The 15,943-nt window shown below is 68.9% G+C and carries 15 protein-coding genes, 1 tRNA gene and 1 pseudogene; 10 read left to right on the top strand and 7 right to left on the bottom strand.

From position 1 onward, the window contains the following. Window positions 1-286 precede the first annotated feature (286 nt). Window positions 287-490, top strand: a complete 204-nt coding sequence (locus tag M8445_RS03795; RefSeq protein WP_273989800.1) for a hypothetical protein — start codon at window positions 287-289, stop codon at window positions 488-490. Window positions 491-674: 184 nt separating this feature from the next. Next, complete coding sequence (gene dnaX / locus M8445_RS03790; protein WP_273989799.1) at window positions 675-3,095, top strand: DNA polymerase III subunit gamma/tau; 2,421 nt, start codon at window positions 675-677, stop codon at window positions 3,093-3,095. A gap of 71 nt (window positions 3,096-3,166) precedes the next feature. Here dnaX and M8445_RS03785 read toward each other — a convergent pair whose 3' ends face one another. After that, window positions 3,167-3,637, bottom strand: a complete 471-nt coding sequence (locus tag M8445_RS03785; RefSeq protein ID WP_273989798.1) for a hypothetical protein — start codon at window positions 3,635-3,637, stop codon at window positions 3,167-3,169. Window positions 3,638-3,763: 126 nt separating this feature from the next. Between M8445_RS03785 and M8445_RS03780 the strand changes: the two genes are divergently transcribed. From M8445_RS03780 to M8445_RS03760, 5 genes are all read left to right on the top strand, one after another. Beyond that, a complete protein-coding gene (locus tag M8445_RS03780) occupies window positions 3,764-5,452 on the top strand; it encodes a glycoside hydrolase family 10-like protein (protein ID WP_273989796.1) in 1,689 nt (562 codons plus the stop codon). Window positions 5,453-5,525: 73 nt separating this feature from the next. Next, the gene (locus M8445_RS03775; RefSeq protein ID WP_273989795.1) at window positions 5,526-6,014 is read left to right on the top strand and encodes a flavin reductase family protein; all 489 of its coding nucleotides are present in this window, start codon (window positions 5,526-5,528) and stop codon (window positions 6,012-6,014) included. A gap of 59 nt (window positions 6,015-6,073) precedes the next feature. Then, a complete protein-coding gene (locus M8445_RS03770; RefSeq protein ID WP_273989792.1) occupies window positions 6,074-6,370 on the top strand; it encodes a hypothetical protein in 297 nt (98 codons plus the stop codon). A gap of 73 nt (window positions 6,371-6,443) precedes the next feature. Continuing rightward, on the top strand, window positions 6,444-7,178 hold the full coding sequence (locus M8445_RS03765) for a metallophosphoesterase family protein (RefSeq protein WP_273989790.1): 735 nt from the start codon (window positions 6,444-6,446) through the stop codon (window positions 7,176-7,178). A 135-nt stretch (window positions 7,179-7,313) separates the two neighbouring features. Next, window positions 7,314-7,880 (top strand): peptidylprolyl isomerase, encoded by a 567-nt coding sequence (locus tag M8445_RS03760; RefSeq protein WP_273989788.1) that lies wholly within the window; start codon window positions 7,314-7,316, stop codon window positions 7,878-7,880. Window positions 7,881-7,951: 71 nt separating this feature from the next. Here the strand turns inward: M8445_RS03760 and M8445_RS03755 are convergent, their stop codons facing one another. The 4 genes from M8445_RS03755 to M8445_RS03740 form a co-directional block, all read right to left on the bottom strand. Continuing rightward, complete coding sequence (locus M8445_RS03755; RefSeq protein ID WP_273989786.1) at window positions 7,952-9,205, bottom strand: cation:proton antiporter; 1,254 nt, start codon at window positions 9,203-9,205, stop codon at window positions 7,952-7,954. A gap of 84 nt (window positions 9,206-9,289) precedes the next feature. Continuing rightward, window positions 9,290-9,589, bottom strand: coding sequence for a DNA-directed RNA polymerase subunit omega (rpoZ, locus tag M8445_RS03750; RefSeq protein WP_055363817.1), 300 nt, complete (start codon window positions 9,587-9,589; stop codon window positions 9,290-9,292). Between the two features lie 168 nt (window positions 9,590-9,757). Next, window positions 9,758-11,245: a decarboxylating NADP(+)-dependent phosphogluconate dehydrogenase gene (gene gnd, locus M8445_RS03745; protein ID WP_273989784.1), complete on the bottom strand. Its 1,488-nt coding sequence runs from the start codon at window positions 11,243-11,245 to the stop codon at window positions 9,758-9,760. A gap of 111 nt (window positions 11,246-11,356) precedes the next feature. Continuing rightward, window positions 11,357-11,431 (bottom strand) — tRNA-Thr (locus tag M8445_RS03740). Between the two features lie 110 nt (window positions 11,432-11,541). Here M8445_RS03740 and bshB1 point away from each other — a divergent pair. Beyond that, on the top strand, window positions 11,542-12,276 hold the full coding sequence (gene bshB1, locus M8445_RS03735; protein WP_273989781.1) for a bacillithiol biosynthesis deacetylase BshB1: 735 nt from the start codon (window positions 11,542-11,544) through the stop codon (window positions 12,274-12,276). A gap of 24 nt (window positions 12,277-12,300) precedes the next feature. On the opposite strand, the gene M8445_RS03730 is transcribed toward bshB1, so the two are convergent. Both M8445_RS03730 and M8445_RS03725 read right to left on the bottom strand, forming a co-directional pair. Then, window positions 12,301-13,290, bottom strand: coding sequence for a ParA family protein (locus M8445_RS03730; RefSeq protein ID WP_273989780.1), 990 nt, complete (start codon window positions 13,288-13,290; stop codon window positions 12,301-12,303). Beyond that, window positions 13,290-13,745 (bottom strand): peroxiredoxin, encoded by a 456-nt coding sequence (locus tag M8445_RS03725; protein ID WP_078301725.1) that lies wholly within the window; start codon window positions 13,743-13,745, stop codon window positions 13,290-13,292. The genes M8445_RS03730 and M8445_RS03725 overlap by 1 nt, the downstream gene beginning before the upstream one ends. Window positions 13,746-14,004: 259 nt before the next feature. On the opposite strand from M8445_RS03725, the gene M8445_RS03720 reads away from it, so the two are divergent. Next, complete coding sequence (locus M8445_RS03720; protein WP_273989778.1) at window positions 14,005-15,096, top strand: acyl-ACP desaturase; 1,092 nt, start codon at window positions 14,005-14,007, stop codon at window positions 15,094-15,096. A gap of 290 nt (window positions 15,097-15,386) precedes the next feature. After that, a pseudogene (locus M8445_RS03715) lies at window positions 15,387-15,932 on the top strand (ChbG/HpnK family deacetylase); the annotation flags it as partial. Window positions 15,933-15,943 lie beyond the last annotated feature (11 nt).

Below are 15,943 nucleotides of genomic sequence, written 5' to 3'. Positions count from 1 at the left end.
AGAGCCCGGCCTGAGGGCAGGCAACGGAACGACAAAAAGACAACATGAAACAGACAGAAGGTGTCGCCTGCCAGGCGACACCTTCTGTCTGTCTGGGACGCCGCCTGTGGGACGAATTCCGGTCGGCCAGTCCATGAGCACCGTGCGTGGCGGGGGCTTCTGCGGCTTCCGTACCGGCACGCCACCGTCCGGCCCAGCAGTGCGGTGGGGAGGAAGGCGGAAATGGGAACTTTCTCACTGTTGTCACATGTTATGAGACGACCTACACGATCTTAAGCTGATTTCCATGTATATTCCTGATCCAACCTTAATTGACTTGAGACAGGAGGTCTCTGTGTTGCTGACTGCGTGCGTCGTTCTGCTTTGCCTCGTCTACCTGATCGTCCGTCACATGAATGCGCTGGAAGTGCCGCCCGTCACCCGCGAGGAATTCGCTGAATTCAGGGCGGCCCTGCAACGCTCACCGCAGGAACCCCTGTCGGCCACCTGACAGCGGGCGTTTCCAGGGTGCCTGCCCCGACCCCCATGTTCCCTGTCTCACTGCGCCGCTTCCCGCCTGGGCTCTAGAATGCTGAGGTGAAGCGGCGTGTGTGCAGTGGTGGGGTCGGGTTGAGCGGCGTCAGGCCGTGTGGTTCAGCGTTCGGGCCTCGCCTCCGCGCCGCCGGAGGGCGCCCGTGAGCGCCATCTATCAGCGCGCCCGGCCTGTGCGCTGGGAGGACGTGGTCGGGCAGGAGCACGTCAAGGACGTCCTGAAAGCCGCGCTGGAACAGGGCCGCGTGGGGCACGCGTACCTGTTCAGCGGGCCGCGCGGGGTCGGCAAGACCACCACGGCCCGCCTGATCGCCATGACCGCCAACTGCACCGGGCCGCTGCCCAAACCCTGCGGTGAGTGCGACTCCTGCCTGAGCGTCCGCGCCGGATCGCACCCGGACGTCATGGAGATCGACGCGGCCAGCAACAACAGCGTGGACGACGTGCGCGACCTGCGCGAGAAGGTCAGTCTGGCCGCCATGCACGGCGGCAAGAAGATCTACATCCTCGACGAGGCGCACATGATGAGCCGCGCGGCCTTCAACGCCCTCCTGAAAACGCTGGAAGAGCCACCCAGCCACGTGATCTTCATCCTGGCGACCACCGAACCCGAGAAGATCATCCCGACCATCCTCTCGCGCTGCCAGCACTACCGTTTTCGCCGCCTGACGCCCGAGGAGATCGCCGGGAAGCTCGGCGGACTGGTACAGCGCGAGGGCGCGCGCGCCGAACCGGACGCCCTGCACCTGATCGGCCGACTGGCCGACGGCGCCATGCGCGACGGCGAGAGCCTGCTGGAGCGGATGCTGGCCGCCGGGACCGCCATCACCCGCGCGGGTGTGGAGGACGCGCTGGGCCTCCCGCCGGGCGAACGGGTGCGCGGCATTGCCGCCGCGCTGGTGGGCGGGGACGCGGGAGCCGCCATCAGCGGCGCAGCCGCCCTGTACCGCGACGGGTTTGCGGCCCGCACGGTCGTCGAGGGTCTCGTCGCGGCGCTTGGCGCGGCCCTGCACGCCGAACTGGGCCTGAAAGACACCGGTCCGGAAGCCCGCCTGGACGGCGCGGACGTTCCCAGACTCCTGAAACTTCAGGCGGCGCTGGACGAGCAGGAATCCCGCTTTGCCCGCGCCGCCGACCAGCAGAGCCTGGAACTGGCCCTCACGCACGCCCTGCTGGCCGCCGACGCCAGCAGCGGTGCCGCTGGCCGGCCCGCCGCCGGGGCCGCCACAGGCCCCGCCGCGTCCGTCCCGGCGGACCTCACGCAACGCCTCAACCGACTGGAAAAGGAACTCGCCAGCCTGCGCGCCCGCCCCGCCGGTGGGCCGGTGGTGAGCGCCCCGGTCGCGGACTTCGACCCCGGCGCCGTTAGGTCAGTTGCAACGCAGCCAGTTAACCGGCAAGGCAGTGAGGAGCGGCGATTGTCGGTTGCCGTTTCACATGATTTATCAGAAGCTGAATTACACATTAGTGATGCTCAGTGGAAGCAGTTGCGCGAATCGGCGGCGATATCCTTTAAGCCATTTATTCGAGAAGCTAAAGTCAGGGTTGATAAAGGAGTATTTGTTGTCGAGCTTGATTCAAAGTGGACATTCCATACCAATCAGTTGGTAGATAAATTTCAGGATTTGTGTGATTTAATTTGGAAAACCTACCCTAATCTTGATGTCGAGCTCATTACAAGCAAGGGCGTTCAGAAATCTATAAGTAAAAGCAGAGATCGGGAACGGGTTTCTGGCGGCACTCATGTATCAGTGCAAAATCTCAGCGTGGCTGCTGTTGGTGAACTGCACGTTTCGGATAGCTCTGCACCATTGGGGAAAATGGTGCAAGAGATCGCACCGTTCGAGCCGGTGCGGGCCGCGGCGCGCCGCGCTGCCCCGTCCGGCCCAGTCCAGACCAGCCCAGCGCAGTCCGGCCCAGTCCAGTCTGCCGTCCAGCAGGACACGGAGCAGGCCGTGGCTGCCGTGGCCCCCAGCCCGTCCCTGGTCGCCGCGCTGCCCCCCCGCCCGGAACGCCACGGGCCGCGCAGCCCGGACGACGTGGCGCCCGCGCCCCTGCCCCACGATCCGTTCGGTGGTGACGATCCTTTCGGAACGGAACCCTTCGGGGAGGGGGCCGACCACGTGGCCGACCAGCCCCCGGCCCCTGCGGACGCGCAGGGCGGCGATCGCCTGCCGCCCACCCGTGCCAGCCGCGAACTGTACATCGTGGAACCCATCACCGAGGAACCCGACTGGAACGCCCTGGGCGGCCCCTACGACGACAGCGGCCCCCTGACCCCCGTTCAGGAAAGCCCGCCTCCCCCGTCTCCCCGCGCCGCCGCCGTCCACGCGCCGGTCGCCGCTTCCGCCGTGACCCCGGCTGGACTGTCGGCCCCTGCGCCCACTGCTGCGGCCGCGCCCGCGCCGTCGCGTCCGGGCGACATCCGCGCGCACCCCATGTACGAGGACATCCGCAGCCGCTTTGGCGGGCGCGTGCGCGAAATCGGCAAGAACCGCAACGTGCCCCCCACCGTGACCCCCGGCGACGATGACACCGAGGACGTAGACGACAGCGACGTGTAACCTCCGCCCACACCAGACGCAGACAGGCCGCCCACGCTGAACGGGGCGGCCTGCTGCTCAGGGAATCCGGATCAGATGTCGGCGCAGAGCGGAATAACCGACGCGGCGGCCTTCTCGTGAATGTTGATGTATGCGGCGCTACTCAGGTCGGCCGTGCTCTGGAAGCCCTTGATGGTCAGGGTGCCGTCGGCGGCGGCGGTGAACAGGGTGTCCCCGCCGATCATCCCGCCCACAACGGCTCCTCCCGAGGCGCAGTCGCCCGTGCTGGCCGGTGCCGCTGCGCCGCGTGCATGGAAGTGCGCGATGTAGTTCACGCCGGGTTTCAGTCCGGTAGCGGTCAGCGTGGTGCGGCGGTCGCCGCCCGTCAGGTCAACGAATTTCGCGGTGCCGGCGGCGCCCGTGTAACCGGACCCGGCCGTGCTGTTCAACTGAGCGGTGAAGGCCACGCTTTTCGTCGTGCCAGTGACATCTGGAGCCTTGTTCATGTTGCAGGAGGCGAGGGCGATGGTACCGACGAGGGCCAGCAGGGCAAGTCTGTTCATGGTGTTTCCTCCGGTTGGTTGTGGTGCCAGTCGAGCGTAACACGCGACCGGCCTGCCCGGCTGCGCGAGTGAGCGCGGGTGTTCATGTGCCCGGTGGGCGGGTGCGCTAGCCTGCCGGGAACGACTATGACGCCTCCTCTGCTGCGCCGCGCCGCGCCCCTGATCCTGACCTGCACGCTGGCCCTGGGGGGCGTTCAGGCCACCGCGCCCACCGCGCCCACCCCGGCGGTACCCGCTTCTGCCGCCCCCGCCTCTCCGGAGGCGACGCCCCCTGTGCCGGTGCCAGTTGCGTCCCCGCCTGCCGTGTCCACCCCGGCCGCGCCCGTGTCTGCGGCCCCTGCGGCTGTGGTGCCTGCGCCCGCTGCTCCGGTGGCCGAGCCGGGCGCGAACCTGCGGGGCCTGTGGATCGATGCGTTCGGGCCGGGCCTGAAGACGCGGGCGCAGGTCGCGCAGACCGTCGCGGACGCGCAGCGCATGGGCGTGAACACGCTGTTCGTGCAGGCCATCCGCCGCGCCGACTGCCTGTGCCTGAAGGCCAGCGTGCCCACCGTGACGGACCCGGACTTGGAGAAGAACTTCGATCCGCTGCGGGTCATTACCACGCTGGCGCACGCGCGCGGGATGCGCGTGATCGCGTGGGTCAGCGTGACCGGGGTGGGCAACACGGCCGCGCCGAACACCAACCCGGCGCACGTGCTGCGCCAGCATGGCGCGCAGGCGGGCGCGGCGTCCTGGGTGGCGCGCCGCCCGGACGGCACCTGGCAGGAGGGCCGTGATACGTGGCTGGACGCCGGGATTCCCGACGCGGCGGCGTACATGGCCGAGGCGGTCGTCAGTCTGGTCCGGAACTACCCGGTGGACGGCGTGCAACTGGACCGCATCCGCTACCCGGACGGGGACGTGTGGGGCTACGACCCGAAGACCCTGGCCCGCTACCGCGCCGAGACGGGCCGCGCCGGGACGCCCGCCACGACCGACCCGCAGTGGGCCGCGTGGAAGCGCGAGCAGGTCACGAACCTCGTGCGGCGCATCACGCTGGAGGTCAAGGCGTTGCGGCCGGACGCGTGGGTCAGCGCGGCGACCATCACGTACCAGACGGCGCCTCGCCCCGGCGACCTGAACGCCTTCGCGCGCACCCGCACGTACGGGGACGTGCTTCAGGACTGGCCCGCGTGGATGCAGAGCGGCCTGATCGACCTGAACGTCCTGATGAACTACAAGCGGGACACGGTCGCCCCGCAGGCCGACTGGTTTGACGGCTGGAACGCGTTTGCGCTGTCGGTCCGGGACCGCCCGGACGGCGCGCGGACTGCGCTGGCAGCCGGGACGGCCATGTACCTGAATACGCCGGACATCACGGCCGCGCAGGCCCGCCGGGCCGTGCAGACCGGGATGGGCTGGGTGGGGTACTCGTACCGCACGCCGACCGCCGGGGTGTACGGGCAGCGTGAGTCGACCGCGCAGGGCCTGAAGTCCGTCATGAACGTCCTGGGCGCGCCGGGTATGCCCCTGGAACGCCCGCTGGCCTGGACGGACGCGCCGCCCACCGTGCGGGGGCTGCTGGGCCGCGTGACGGGCACGGCCACGCCGGGCCGCCGGGCTGTACAGGCCATCCAGCAGGGCCGGGTGGTGGCCGAGAGCGTGACGGACGCCCTGGGATACTACGGGTTCGCGGCGCTGCCCGCCGGGAAAACCGAGGTGCGCGTCAGCGGTCAGCGCTGGGCGGACACCATTCCCGAGCGGGGCGTGGTGCGCCTGCCGGACCTGCTGGTGCGCGACACGCCGGTCGTGCCGGTCCTGCCCGTCAAGCGGTAAAGACCCCGGGGGCTGGACCCGGCAGGTGCTGTACCTGGCTTCGGGGGGGCGGCGGGGCGGGTACACTCGCCGCATGAGTGACACCCCCTCCGCCGGACTGAACGCCACGGAATTCCGTCAGACCCTGGGCCGCTTCGCGAGCGGCGTCACGGTTATCACCGCCACGGACGGCCAGACGCGCCGGGGCATGACCGCCAGCGCGTTCGTGTCGGTCAGCCTGACCCCGCCGCTGATTCTGGTCAGCGTGGATACCCGCGCGCAGATGCATGAACTGCTGTCCGGCGAGTCGGTCACGCATTTCGGCGTGAACGTCCTGTCGGCCACGCAGCGGCACCTGAGTGACCACTTTGCCGGGAAGCCCGGCCCCGAGGAGCGCGTGCCGTGGTTCGAGCACGAGGGCCTGCCCCTGATCGGCGGCAGCATCGCGCAACTGGTGTGCCGCAAGGAGCAGGTCATCACGGCGGGCGATCACACGCTGTTCATGGGCTTCGTGGAGTACAGCCGCTACACCGACGACGACCCGCTGGTGTACTTCCGCGGGCAGTACCACGAGCTGGGGTAAGTTTCCGCGCCCGCACGGGCCGTGCAGACTGGGCCGCGCGTGCCGTGCATACTGGCAGCGTGCCTCCTTACGCGCTGCAACTGTTGATCGCGCTGGTGCTGGTCGGCCTGACGCCCCTGCTGTCGTACCCGCTGGCAGTGGGCAGCGGATGGGTGGACGCGCTGGACGCCGCGCTGCTGGTCCTGGCCCTCGTGAACCTGCGGATCGCGTGGGGCGCCGCGAATCACGCTGGCGCGGCCCGCGTGCCGGGCGGCCGGGGCGGCGCGCCGGCGTGGTTCGTGCTGACCGGGCTGGTCACGGCGGCCCTGATCACCTGGGCCATGGTCCGCGCCCTGACGCCCACGCTGCCCAGCTGACCGGCCTGTCAGGTGAAGGTGGCCGTGGCGGGTGCGTCCGGGCGGCGCGGGGGGGTGGGCTACACTCCGGATTATGATTCGCCTCGCCATTCTCGCGGACCTGCACGCCAATCTGGCGGCCACGCTCGCGGTTCACGCAGACCTTCAGCGGCGCGGTCTGACCGACATCTGGATTCTGGGCGACCTGGTCGGCAAGGGCCCCCGCCCCCGCGAAGTGCTCGACTGGGCGCAGGCGCACGCCACGCGCGTCATTCAGGGCAACTGGGACGCCCGCGTGGCCGGAGCCACCCACCGCCCCCAGGACCTCTGGCCGCGCAGCCGCCTGACGCCCGCGCAACTCACGTACCTGGGCGAACTGCCCTACGGGATCGAGGAGCAGTTCGGGGGCGCGTGGTGGCGCTTCGTGCATGCCAGCAGCCGCGGCCTGTTTCACCGCCTGTACCCGCACAGCAGCCTGCATGACCAGCTCGAGGCGTTCGCGCCCAACGCGCAGCACGGCCTGACCCAGCACGCCGACGCGCTGGTATACGCCGACATGCACGAGGCCCTGCTGCTGGACGTGGAAGGCCGCCCGCTGATCAACTGCGGCAGCGTGGGCAACCCGCTGGACTCCACGCTGCCGTGCTACCTGATCCTGGAATTCGACCCGCACAGCCCCAACCACACCGCGACCTTCGTGCGCCTCACCTACGACCGCGACGAGGAAATCAGCGCCGCCGAGGCCAGCGACATGCCGTTCACGCGCGAGTACGTCGCGGAACTCCTGACCGGCGCGTACCAGAAACGCCGCGCCCGCACCGGCGAGTAAGATGGACCCGGGTTGAATGGTCTGTAAAAGCCGTTCAATCCGAGCAGAGCGAGACGGAATCCGTACAGGGGGGCGCGTCCACTCCTTGAGGGTCCTCTGTGCCCCCGTTCACGCGCTTTCTGTAGACTGTGCCTCATGAGCGACCTTTACCAGGCAGACGGTTTCACGCCCAGCCCCGAACTCAGCGCCGAGCGCCAGACCAGCTTCAAGGCGGCCCCGGAACTCGGGGACGGCATCGAACCCGGCAAGAGCTACCGCGCCGTGCTGGAAACCAGCAAGGGCCGCATGGTCGTCGAACTGCACGCCGACGACGCGCCCGTCACCGTGAACAGCTTCGCGTATCTGCTGCGCCACCACTACTACGACGGCATCAAGTTCCACCGCGTCATCAACGGCTTCATGGCGCAGGCCGGTGACCCCACCGGCACCGGCGCGGGCGGCCCCGGCTACGACTTCGAGGACGAGCACAACCAGCACCGCCACCAGGGCAAGGGTGTCCTGAGCATGGCCAACCGTGGCCCGAACACCAACGGCAGCCAGTTCTTCATCACCTTCACCGACACCCCCCACCTCGACGGTCGCCACACTGTGTTCGGCCGGATCGTGGAAGGCCTGGACGTGCTCGACCGCCTGACCCGCATCGAGCCCGGCATGCGCGGCACGCCCGACGTGATCGAAACCGCGTACCTCGTCGAGAAATAAGTCGAGGGTTGAAAGTTGATGGTTGATAGATCGGGGCAATCCCCAGTCCATCAACCATCAACTTTTGACCATTAACCCTCCTCGGGTGAGGCCTCCACGGCGCGGCGCACGATGGGCATGATCGTCAGGCCCTGCACGGCGATGGTGAACAGCACGACGGCGTACGTGGCGGTCACCACGTGCGTCCGGTAAGGGCTGTCCGGCAGGCCCAGCGCGAGGCTGATGGCAATCCCGCCGCGCAGGCCGCCCCACGTGAGGAGCCGCACCGTGTACGCCCCGTACCCCTCGCGCGCCCGCAGGAGCGAGAACGGGATGGCCACGCTGATCCAGCGGGCCGCGAGCGCCACGGCAATCAGCAGGGCGCTCGCCAGCAGCTGCGCGCCCGTCGTCTCGGTCAGCAGGACGTCCAGGCCGATGAACGCGAACAGCACGATGTTCAGCACCTGATCGATCGTCTCCCAGAAGCCCTCGACGTGCTCGCGCGTGCTGTCGCTGAACACGTCCTCCTTCCAGGCGGAGATCAGCAGGCCCGCCACGACCATCGCCAGCGGCCCGCTGATGCCCAGGGCGGCCGCCGCGACGTACCCGCCGATCACGAGGGCCAGCGTGATCAGGACCTCCACGGCGTGCTCCTGGATGCTGCGCAGCATCACGTACCCCAGGCCGCCCAGCAGCGCCCCGAATGCCAGTCCGCCCAGCGCCTCGCGCGCGAACAGGCCCAGCACGCTCCCGGCGCTGACGTCGCCGGTGTGCCCGCCGATCCCGGCGGCGCTCGCCAGCGCCAGGAAGATCACGACGCCCACCCCGTCGTTGAAGAGGCTTTCCCCGGCGATCAGCGTCTCGATCTTCACCGGCACCTTCGCGCGCTTGAGCAGGTCCAGTACCGCCACCGGGTCGGTCGGGCTGATCAGTGCGCCGAACAGCAGCGACCACATCAGGGACACGTTCAGGCCCACCAGCGCGAACACCCCGTACGCCGCGAACCCGATCAGGAAGGTGCTGATCAGGGTGCTCAGGAACGCCAGCGTCAGGATGCTGCCCCGCTGCCGCAGCAGCTGCCGCGCGTTCAGGCTCAGCGACCCCGCGAAGAGCAGCACGCTCAGAATGCCGTTCAGGACGAACTCCGTGAAGTTCAGTGTGCTCAGCACGCCCGACGCCCAGCCGCGCAGGCCCGGCAGGCCCAGCGCGTCCAGTGCGATCAGCACGATGCTGGCCAGCGCGCCCGCCAGCGTCACGCCCACCGTGGTCGGAAAATGCAGGAACCGCTCGTTCAGGAACGCCAGCAGGGCCGTGACGCACAGCAGGATGGCAAACGCACTCAACATGCCGACCACCATATCCGTCCGCGCCGCCCGGTGAACGGAAACAGCGCCCCGGTGTGGGCGCTGTCAGTCCTGCCTATCGCGGGTTCAGTCGCGTTCGCGTTCGCGTTCGGCGTTCAGCTGAGCCTGAAGCTGAGCCTGACGCTGCCGCACGTAATCCTGCTGGAAGCGCGGCTCGTCGATCAGGTTCGTGCCGACCGTGAGTTTCCCGGTCGCCAGTTCCCGCATGGCCTGCGTCACCAGGTTCCGGTGGCGCACGCGCTGCTCGACCGGCAGCACGCTCGGCGCGCCGGAACGCAGCTGCAGGGCGCGCTTGGCCGTGACCACACTCAGTCGGTACTTGCTGTCCGTCATGGACAACAGCTTGTCAATGTCTTTTTCCGCCATTCTCGCAACCTCCCTGAAACACTGCCGTCCCGCGTGAGGCGGGTGGGTGTTCCGTCAGCCCCCTACTGTAGCCCAGCGGGGGCGGGCACACCAAGCGCCCGCCCCACAATGCCCCCGGCGCGGGCCGCTGGCGCCGGTCACGCCGCCCGCCGCCGGGAGCCTCCTCGCTCAGGCGTTGTACGTGCTGCTGGCCGTATCGCCGCCGCGCCCGGTCCAGTTGGTGTGGAAGAACTCGCCCCGCTCGCGGTCCGTGCGCTCGTACGTGTGCGCGCCGAAGTAATCACGCTGTGCCTGAAGCAGGTTCGCGGGCAGCCGCTCGGCGCGGTACCCGTCGTAGTACGCCAGGGCGCTGCTGAACGCCGGGACGGGCACGCCGCCCACCACGGCCGCCGCGACCGCCCCGCGCCACGCCGTCTGCGCGCCCTGCACGGCGTCCCGGAAGTACGGGGCCAGCAGCAGGTTCGCCAGGTCCGGCTGCGCATCGAACGCTTCCTTGATGCGGTCCAGGAACGCCGCGCGGATGATGCACCCGCCGCGCCACATCTGCGCGATCCGGCCGTAATCCAGCGTCCACCCGGCGTCCTGCGCACTCAGGTGCAGCAGCTGGAAGCCCTGCGCGTACGCGGCGATCTTGCTGGCGTACAGCGCCTGTCGCACGCCCTCGATGAACGCCTCGCGGTCGGCGGGCGCAGCGAAGGTCGGGCCGCTCAGCACGCGGCTGGCCGCCACACGCTCGGCCTTCAGGGCGCTCATGGCGCGGGCGTACACGGCCTCCGTGATCGTCGCGGCCGGACTGCCGGCATCCAGCGCCGCCACCGACGTCCACTTCCCGGTGCCTTTCTGCCCGGCGGCGTCCAGGATCACGTCCACCAGCGGCTGCCCGGTCAGGTCGTCCGTCTTGGCCAGAATGTCGGCCGTGATCTCGATCAGGTAACTGTCCAGTTCGCCCTCGTTCCAGCGGGCGAACACCTCACCGGCCTCCGGGGCGCTCAGGCCCGCGCCGTCACGCAGCAACTGGTAGGCCTCCGCGATCATCTGCATGTCGGCGTACTCGATGCCGTTATGAACCATCTTCACGAAGTGCCCGGCACCCTCCGGCCCCACCCAGTCGCAGCAGGGCGTGCCGTCCCCGACCTTCGCCGCGATGCTCTGGAAGATGGGCCTGACGGCCTCCCACGCCTCCGGGTTCCCACCCGGCATGATGCTCGGGCCGGTCAGCGCGCCCTCCTCACCACCCGACACGCCCGTCCCCACGAACAGCAGTCCGTCCGCCGCGAGTTCCCGCGTGCGGCGCGTCGAATCCGCCGGGTGACTGTTCCCCCCGTCAATGATGATGTCGCCGGGGCTCAGCAGGGGCCGCAGGTGCCCGATGAACTCATCGACCGCCGCGCCCGCCTTCACCATCAGCATCACCTTGCGCGGAGCCCTGAGTTGCCCCACCAGTTCCTCCAGCGACCCGGCGCCCACGATGGACTTCCCGGCCGCGCGGCCCCCCGTGAACGCCGTGACCTTGCTGACCGTGCGGTTGAACGCCGCGACCGTGAACCCCCGGCTCGCCATGTTCAGAATCAGGTTCTCACCCATGACCGCCAGCCCGATCACACCGATATCCGCCACTGGACCCTGCCCACTGCCTGCCGCTGCGTCATTCGTCATGCGAATAAGCGTACACCGCACACCAACCGGGCCAGAGATCCTGTCAACACAATAGCCCGCCCACCAGCACCCCCGAACACGAAAAAACCCCGCACACGGCGGGGCCTTCCTTGGGGCCAGAGGTCGGATTTGAACCGACGACCTACTGATTACGAATCAGTTGCTCTACCCCTGAGCTACACTGGCGGGATACAGGTTGGGACACTTCCGACGGAAGCTCAAAAAGTATATGGAGTGCGTCGGGGAGTGTCAAGGCGCCGGGTGCGGGCCTCGGTGGTGACTCTATGCTGGCGGGCATGGCAACCGCAGGAACCCCGGAGGCGTTCGAGACGATTCATGGCGTGGCAGGGCCACTGGACTGGCTGTGCCTCGCGCCGCACCCGGACGACGCGGAGATCGGTGCGGGCGGCACCCTGATCCGGCTGGCCCGCGCGGGGCGCGCGGTGGGCATTCTGGAGCTGTCGCGTGGCGAGCGGGGCACGCAGGGCACGCCGGACGTGCGCGTGGCCGAGTGCGCCCGCGCGGCGGCGATCATGGGCCTCACGTGGCGCGGGCAGCTGGGCCTGCCGGACGGCGAACTGCGCGACACACTCGACGGCGCGCACGCGCTGGCGTCGGTGCTGCGCGCGGTGCGGCCCCGCGTGCTGGTCGCGCCGCACCACCACGACCGGCACCCGGATCACTTCGGGACGTACCACCTGACCAAGCGGGCCGTGCATCTGGCGCAACTGGCGAAGGCGGACCTGGGAGGAGCGCCGCACCGGGTGGGGCGGGTGCTGCTGTACCAGGGGAACGCGGACATCACCCCGAACGTGCTGGTCGATGTGGAGGCCGTGCAGGACACCTGGGCGGCGGCGATCCTGGCGCATGAGAGTCAGTTCTCGGGGGCGGCCATCTCGGAGACGGTCACGCCGGAGATCGTGGAGCGCCGCCGCGCCCGCCTGACCTACTGGGGCACCCTGGCCCGCGTGCGCTACGCCGAGGCCTTCGAGGCGGACTCGGCGCTGCTGGTGGACCCCCTGGCGCTGTAGGTCGCCCTGGCCTGCGTTTGCTGCTCAGTCCTGCGGCGGCCAGTCCTGGTAGGGGAGGGCGGGGTGTGGGCGGCTGGCCAGCAGGTCCTCGATCTCGTCGGCCAAGTCCAGGCCGTACTTGTACGCGCCCTGCCCGGCGACCACGCCGCCGCCGTACTTCTCGCGGTAGTTGCCGGGTTTGCGTTCGAAGGTCATGGCCTCGGCGCTGGCGTTCGTCTGGGGCAGCACGGTCGTCAGGATCGGGGGGGTGCTCTCGCCGGTGCCGGTGAAGGCGCGTTTCAGGTCTTCGGGGAGGCGTTGCAGGCCTTGGCGGTGCTGGCTGCTGGCGCTCTGGTACTTGGTGATCAGGACGCCCAGGCAGCTCAGGCGCAGGTTGCGGGCGCGGCGGATCTCGGCGATGCGCCCGGCGATCTGCGGGATGCCGTAGGTGCTCAGGCGGTCCGGGATGGTGGGGATCAGGTAGTGGTCGCTGATTTCCAGGCCGTTCTGCGTGACGAAGCCCAGGTTGGGCGGGCAGTCGATCAGCACGTAGTCGTACGCGTCGAAGTGCGGCGCGACGAATTTCTTCACGACTTCCATCGGGCCGGTCGAGTAGTGCGTGCGGCCCGCGATGTCCTGCATGCGGTCCTGCACGTCGATCAGGCGGATGGAGCTGGGCAGCAGGTCCACGCGGCCGTAGCGGGTGCCTTCGGGCAGTTGGTCCATCACCTCGGGCGGCACGCGGTTGAGGTTACTGGCGCCGCGCACGATGGCGCGCGTGGCGTCGAACGTGAAGGTGCCGTCGCCGCGCAGCAGGTCCAGGAACAGGTGGGCGAGCGTCTGGCCCGCCTCGTCGGCCTTCTCCCAGCGTTCCTCGCCGATCAGGGCCAGGGTGGCGTTCGTCTGCGGGTCCAGGTCGATGACCAGCACGCGCTTCTGCTTCATGAACGCCAGCGTGTCGGCCAGCTGCACGGTCGCCGTGGTTTTCGCCACGCCGCCCTTCAGGTTGATGAAACTCAGGACGACCGGGGCCATCAGAGTTCGCGGATCTTGGCCAGCACGGCCTCGGGCCGCACGGTGTAATCCCCGGTCTTCTCCTCGACGTGCTGGTAGCGGATCACGCCCTCCCGGTCGATCAGGAACACGGCCCGGCCGCTGATGCCCCGGTCGTCGATGGCCACCCCGTACGAGCGGGCCACGTCGAGTTTCATGTCGGCCAGCAGCGGCACCTCGATGCCGTACTCGGCGGCCCAGGCCTTGTGCGCGTGCACGCTGTCGCGGTTCACGCCCAGCACGACCGCCCCGGCGTCCGCAAAATCATCCTGGCGGCCCGAGTACTCCGGGAGCTGCATGGAGCATACGGGACTGAAATCCAGCGGGTAGAACACCAGCACCACGGCGCTGTGGCCCCGGTAACTGCTCAGGGTGATCTGCTCGCCGGTCGAGGCGGGCAGGGTGAAGTCCGGCGCAGGCTGTCCCACAAGGCTCATGCCCGCAGTGTAGCGGGCCGCGCCCCCGTGGGCCGCCTGATTTCCGGCAGTTGTCCGGCCCGCGTGCCCGGCGTTGTCCAGCCTGCGTGTCCGGCCCGCCCGGCTGTCCCAGCCTGCGCTGCACCTTTGAACTGCGTCCCGGTTCACGGGTTCGTGCGGCAGGTGGGATTACGCTGGGTGGGTACCGTCCCCGGCGTCTGCACCTCTTTGCGTGCCCCGCCCGCACCCCAGCCGGGACGGCCCCGAGGAGGAATTCCCAATGGCTGACGTAATGCCCCCCAACATGCTGAACGACCGCCCGCGCACCCCCGCAGGCCTGCTGAGCAACGCCGAGAAGGACCGCCTGATCGAGCGCGGATTCCTGGGCCTGTACCGCTGGTACACCGCCCGCAGTCAGGAAACCCGCAACTGGAACCCGGACCGCTCCTTCGACTGGCGCGCCCTGAACCAGAACCTCCCCAAGGAACTGATCACCGTCCTCGAAGGGTTCTTCGCGGTCGAGCAGTACGCGCCGGACTTCACCAGTAACCTCATTCACCTGGTGCGCCGCAGCCACGGCCGCTCGCACTTCCAGATGCGCTGGGGCAGCGAGGAAGAAAAACACGCGGACGCCTGGGAGAACGCCGTGCTGTTCAGCGGCCAGCGCAGCCCCAAGTGGATCGAGGAGTACAAGGACCGCCTGAAATCCCAGACCTGGGAACTGCCGTTCCCGGACGCCATTCACAACCTCGTGTACACCGTGTTCCAGGAGCGCGCCACGCAGCTGAACTACCTGAACATGATGAAGATCGCGCAGGGCAAGAGCGACAAGCCGCACCTGAAAGGCGTCAGCGACCCGGTCCTCGCGAAGGTCGCGCAGACCATCGCCGTGGACGAGGCCGCGCACTACAACTTCTTCCTGGAAGGCGTGCGCATGTACCTGTACTACTACCCGGAACGCACCCTGAACGCCATCAAGAACGTCATCGGGCAGTTCAGCATGCCCGCCGCGACCCTGGTGCCCAACTGGGAGCACTTCTACGAGACGGTGTACCGCGCCGGCATCTACGGTCCCCGCGACTTCCAGCGTGACGTGATGCAGGTCGCCTTCCGCAACATGGGCATCGAGAGCCGCAAGGCCCTGGAAGAAGGCATCCGCAAGACCCGCGAGGTCCCGGACTTCGACGGCGGGAACTTCAAGACGACCGCCATCTGGGACACCTTCGACTACGGCGCCGTGGAAGGCGACGTGAAACGCCTGCACGTGAAAATCCAGGAGTACGAGAAGGAAATCGGCTTCGACCTGTACGACCCGACCGAATTCATCGAGAACCCGGAAAAACCCGCCAGCACCCAGGCCGCCGACGACTGAACACGGCCCGCCTGCCCACCTGAAGCCCGCCTGCGCCCCCGCGCGTGGCGGGCTTCCTCTGCTTTCTGTGCGGTGCGGCGGACATGCGGTTCGGGTGTGCAGGCGGGTGCGGGGCGTGGCATGCTGGCCGTGTTCCCTGTTCCACTTGCGTTCCACGGTTCGCTTTCCCGGCCCCGCGCCTCTGCCCCGGTGCTTCGCAATGGCACTGTCAGCAATGGCACTTGCCGTACCGGTCCTGCCGCGCCCACCACCCTGCCCGCCCGACTCCCCGCCCGCCAAGGAGGCCGTGAATGACCCCACCGACCCCACCATCCCCCAACCCGGCGCTGGCCGCGCTGGGCTACGCGCCGGACGACCGCGTGGTGATCTTTCACGCGGACGACCTGGGCATGTGTCAGGCGACCGTGAGTGCCTGCCTGGACCTGTTCGGGACTGGCACGCTGTCGTCGGCGTCGGTCATGATGACCTGCGCGTGGGCGGCGGCGGCGGCCGGGGTCGCGCGTGAATTCCCGGACGCGGACCTGGGCGTGCACCTGACCCTGACCAGCGAGTGGAGCGAGTACCGCTGGTCGGCCCTGAGTACCCGCGACCCGGCCACCGGCCTGCTGGACGCGCAGGGGCACCTGCACGCGACCGTCGAGGCGGCCCGCCTGTACGGCGTTCCGGCGGCCGTGCGCGCCGAGATGGACGCGCAGATCGTCCGGGCGCTGGCCCTGGGCATCGAGGTCTCGCACGTGGACGCCCACATGGGCGCCGTCGCGCACCCCCTGTTCCTGCCGGACTGCATCGATCTGGCGCTGCGGCACGGCGCGGTCCCGATGTTCCCGCGCCTGGACAGTGCCGGCTG

Origin of the sequence: Deinococcus aquaticus (assembly GCF_028622095.1) — a bacterium.
Lineage (GTDB): Bacteria > Deinococcota > Deinococci > Deinococcales > Deinococcaceae > Deinococcus > Deinococcus aquaticus.
This window is presented reverse-complemented; position numbering and strand designations above follow the sequence as displayed.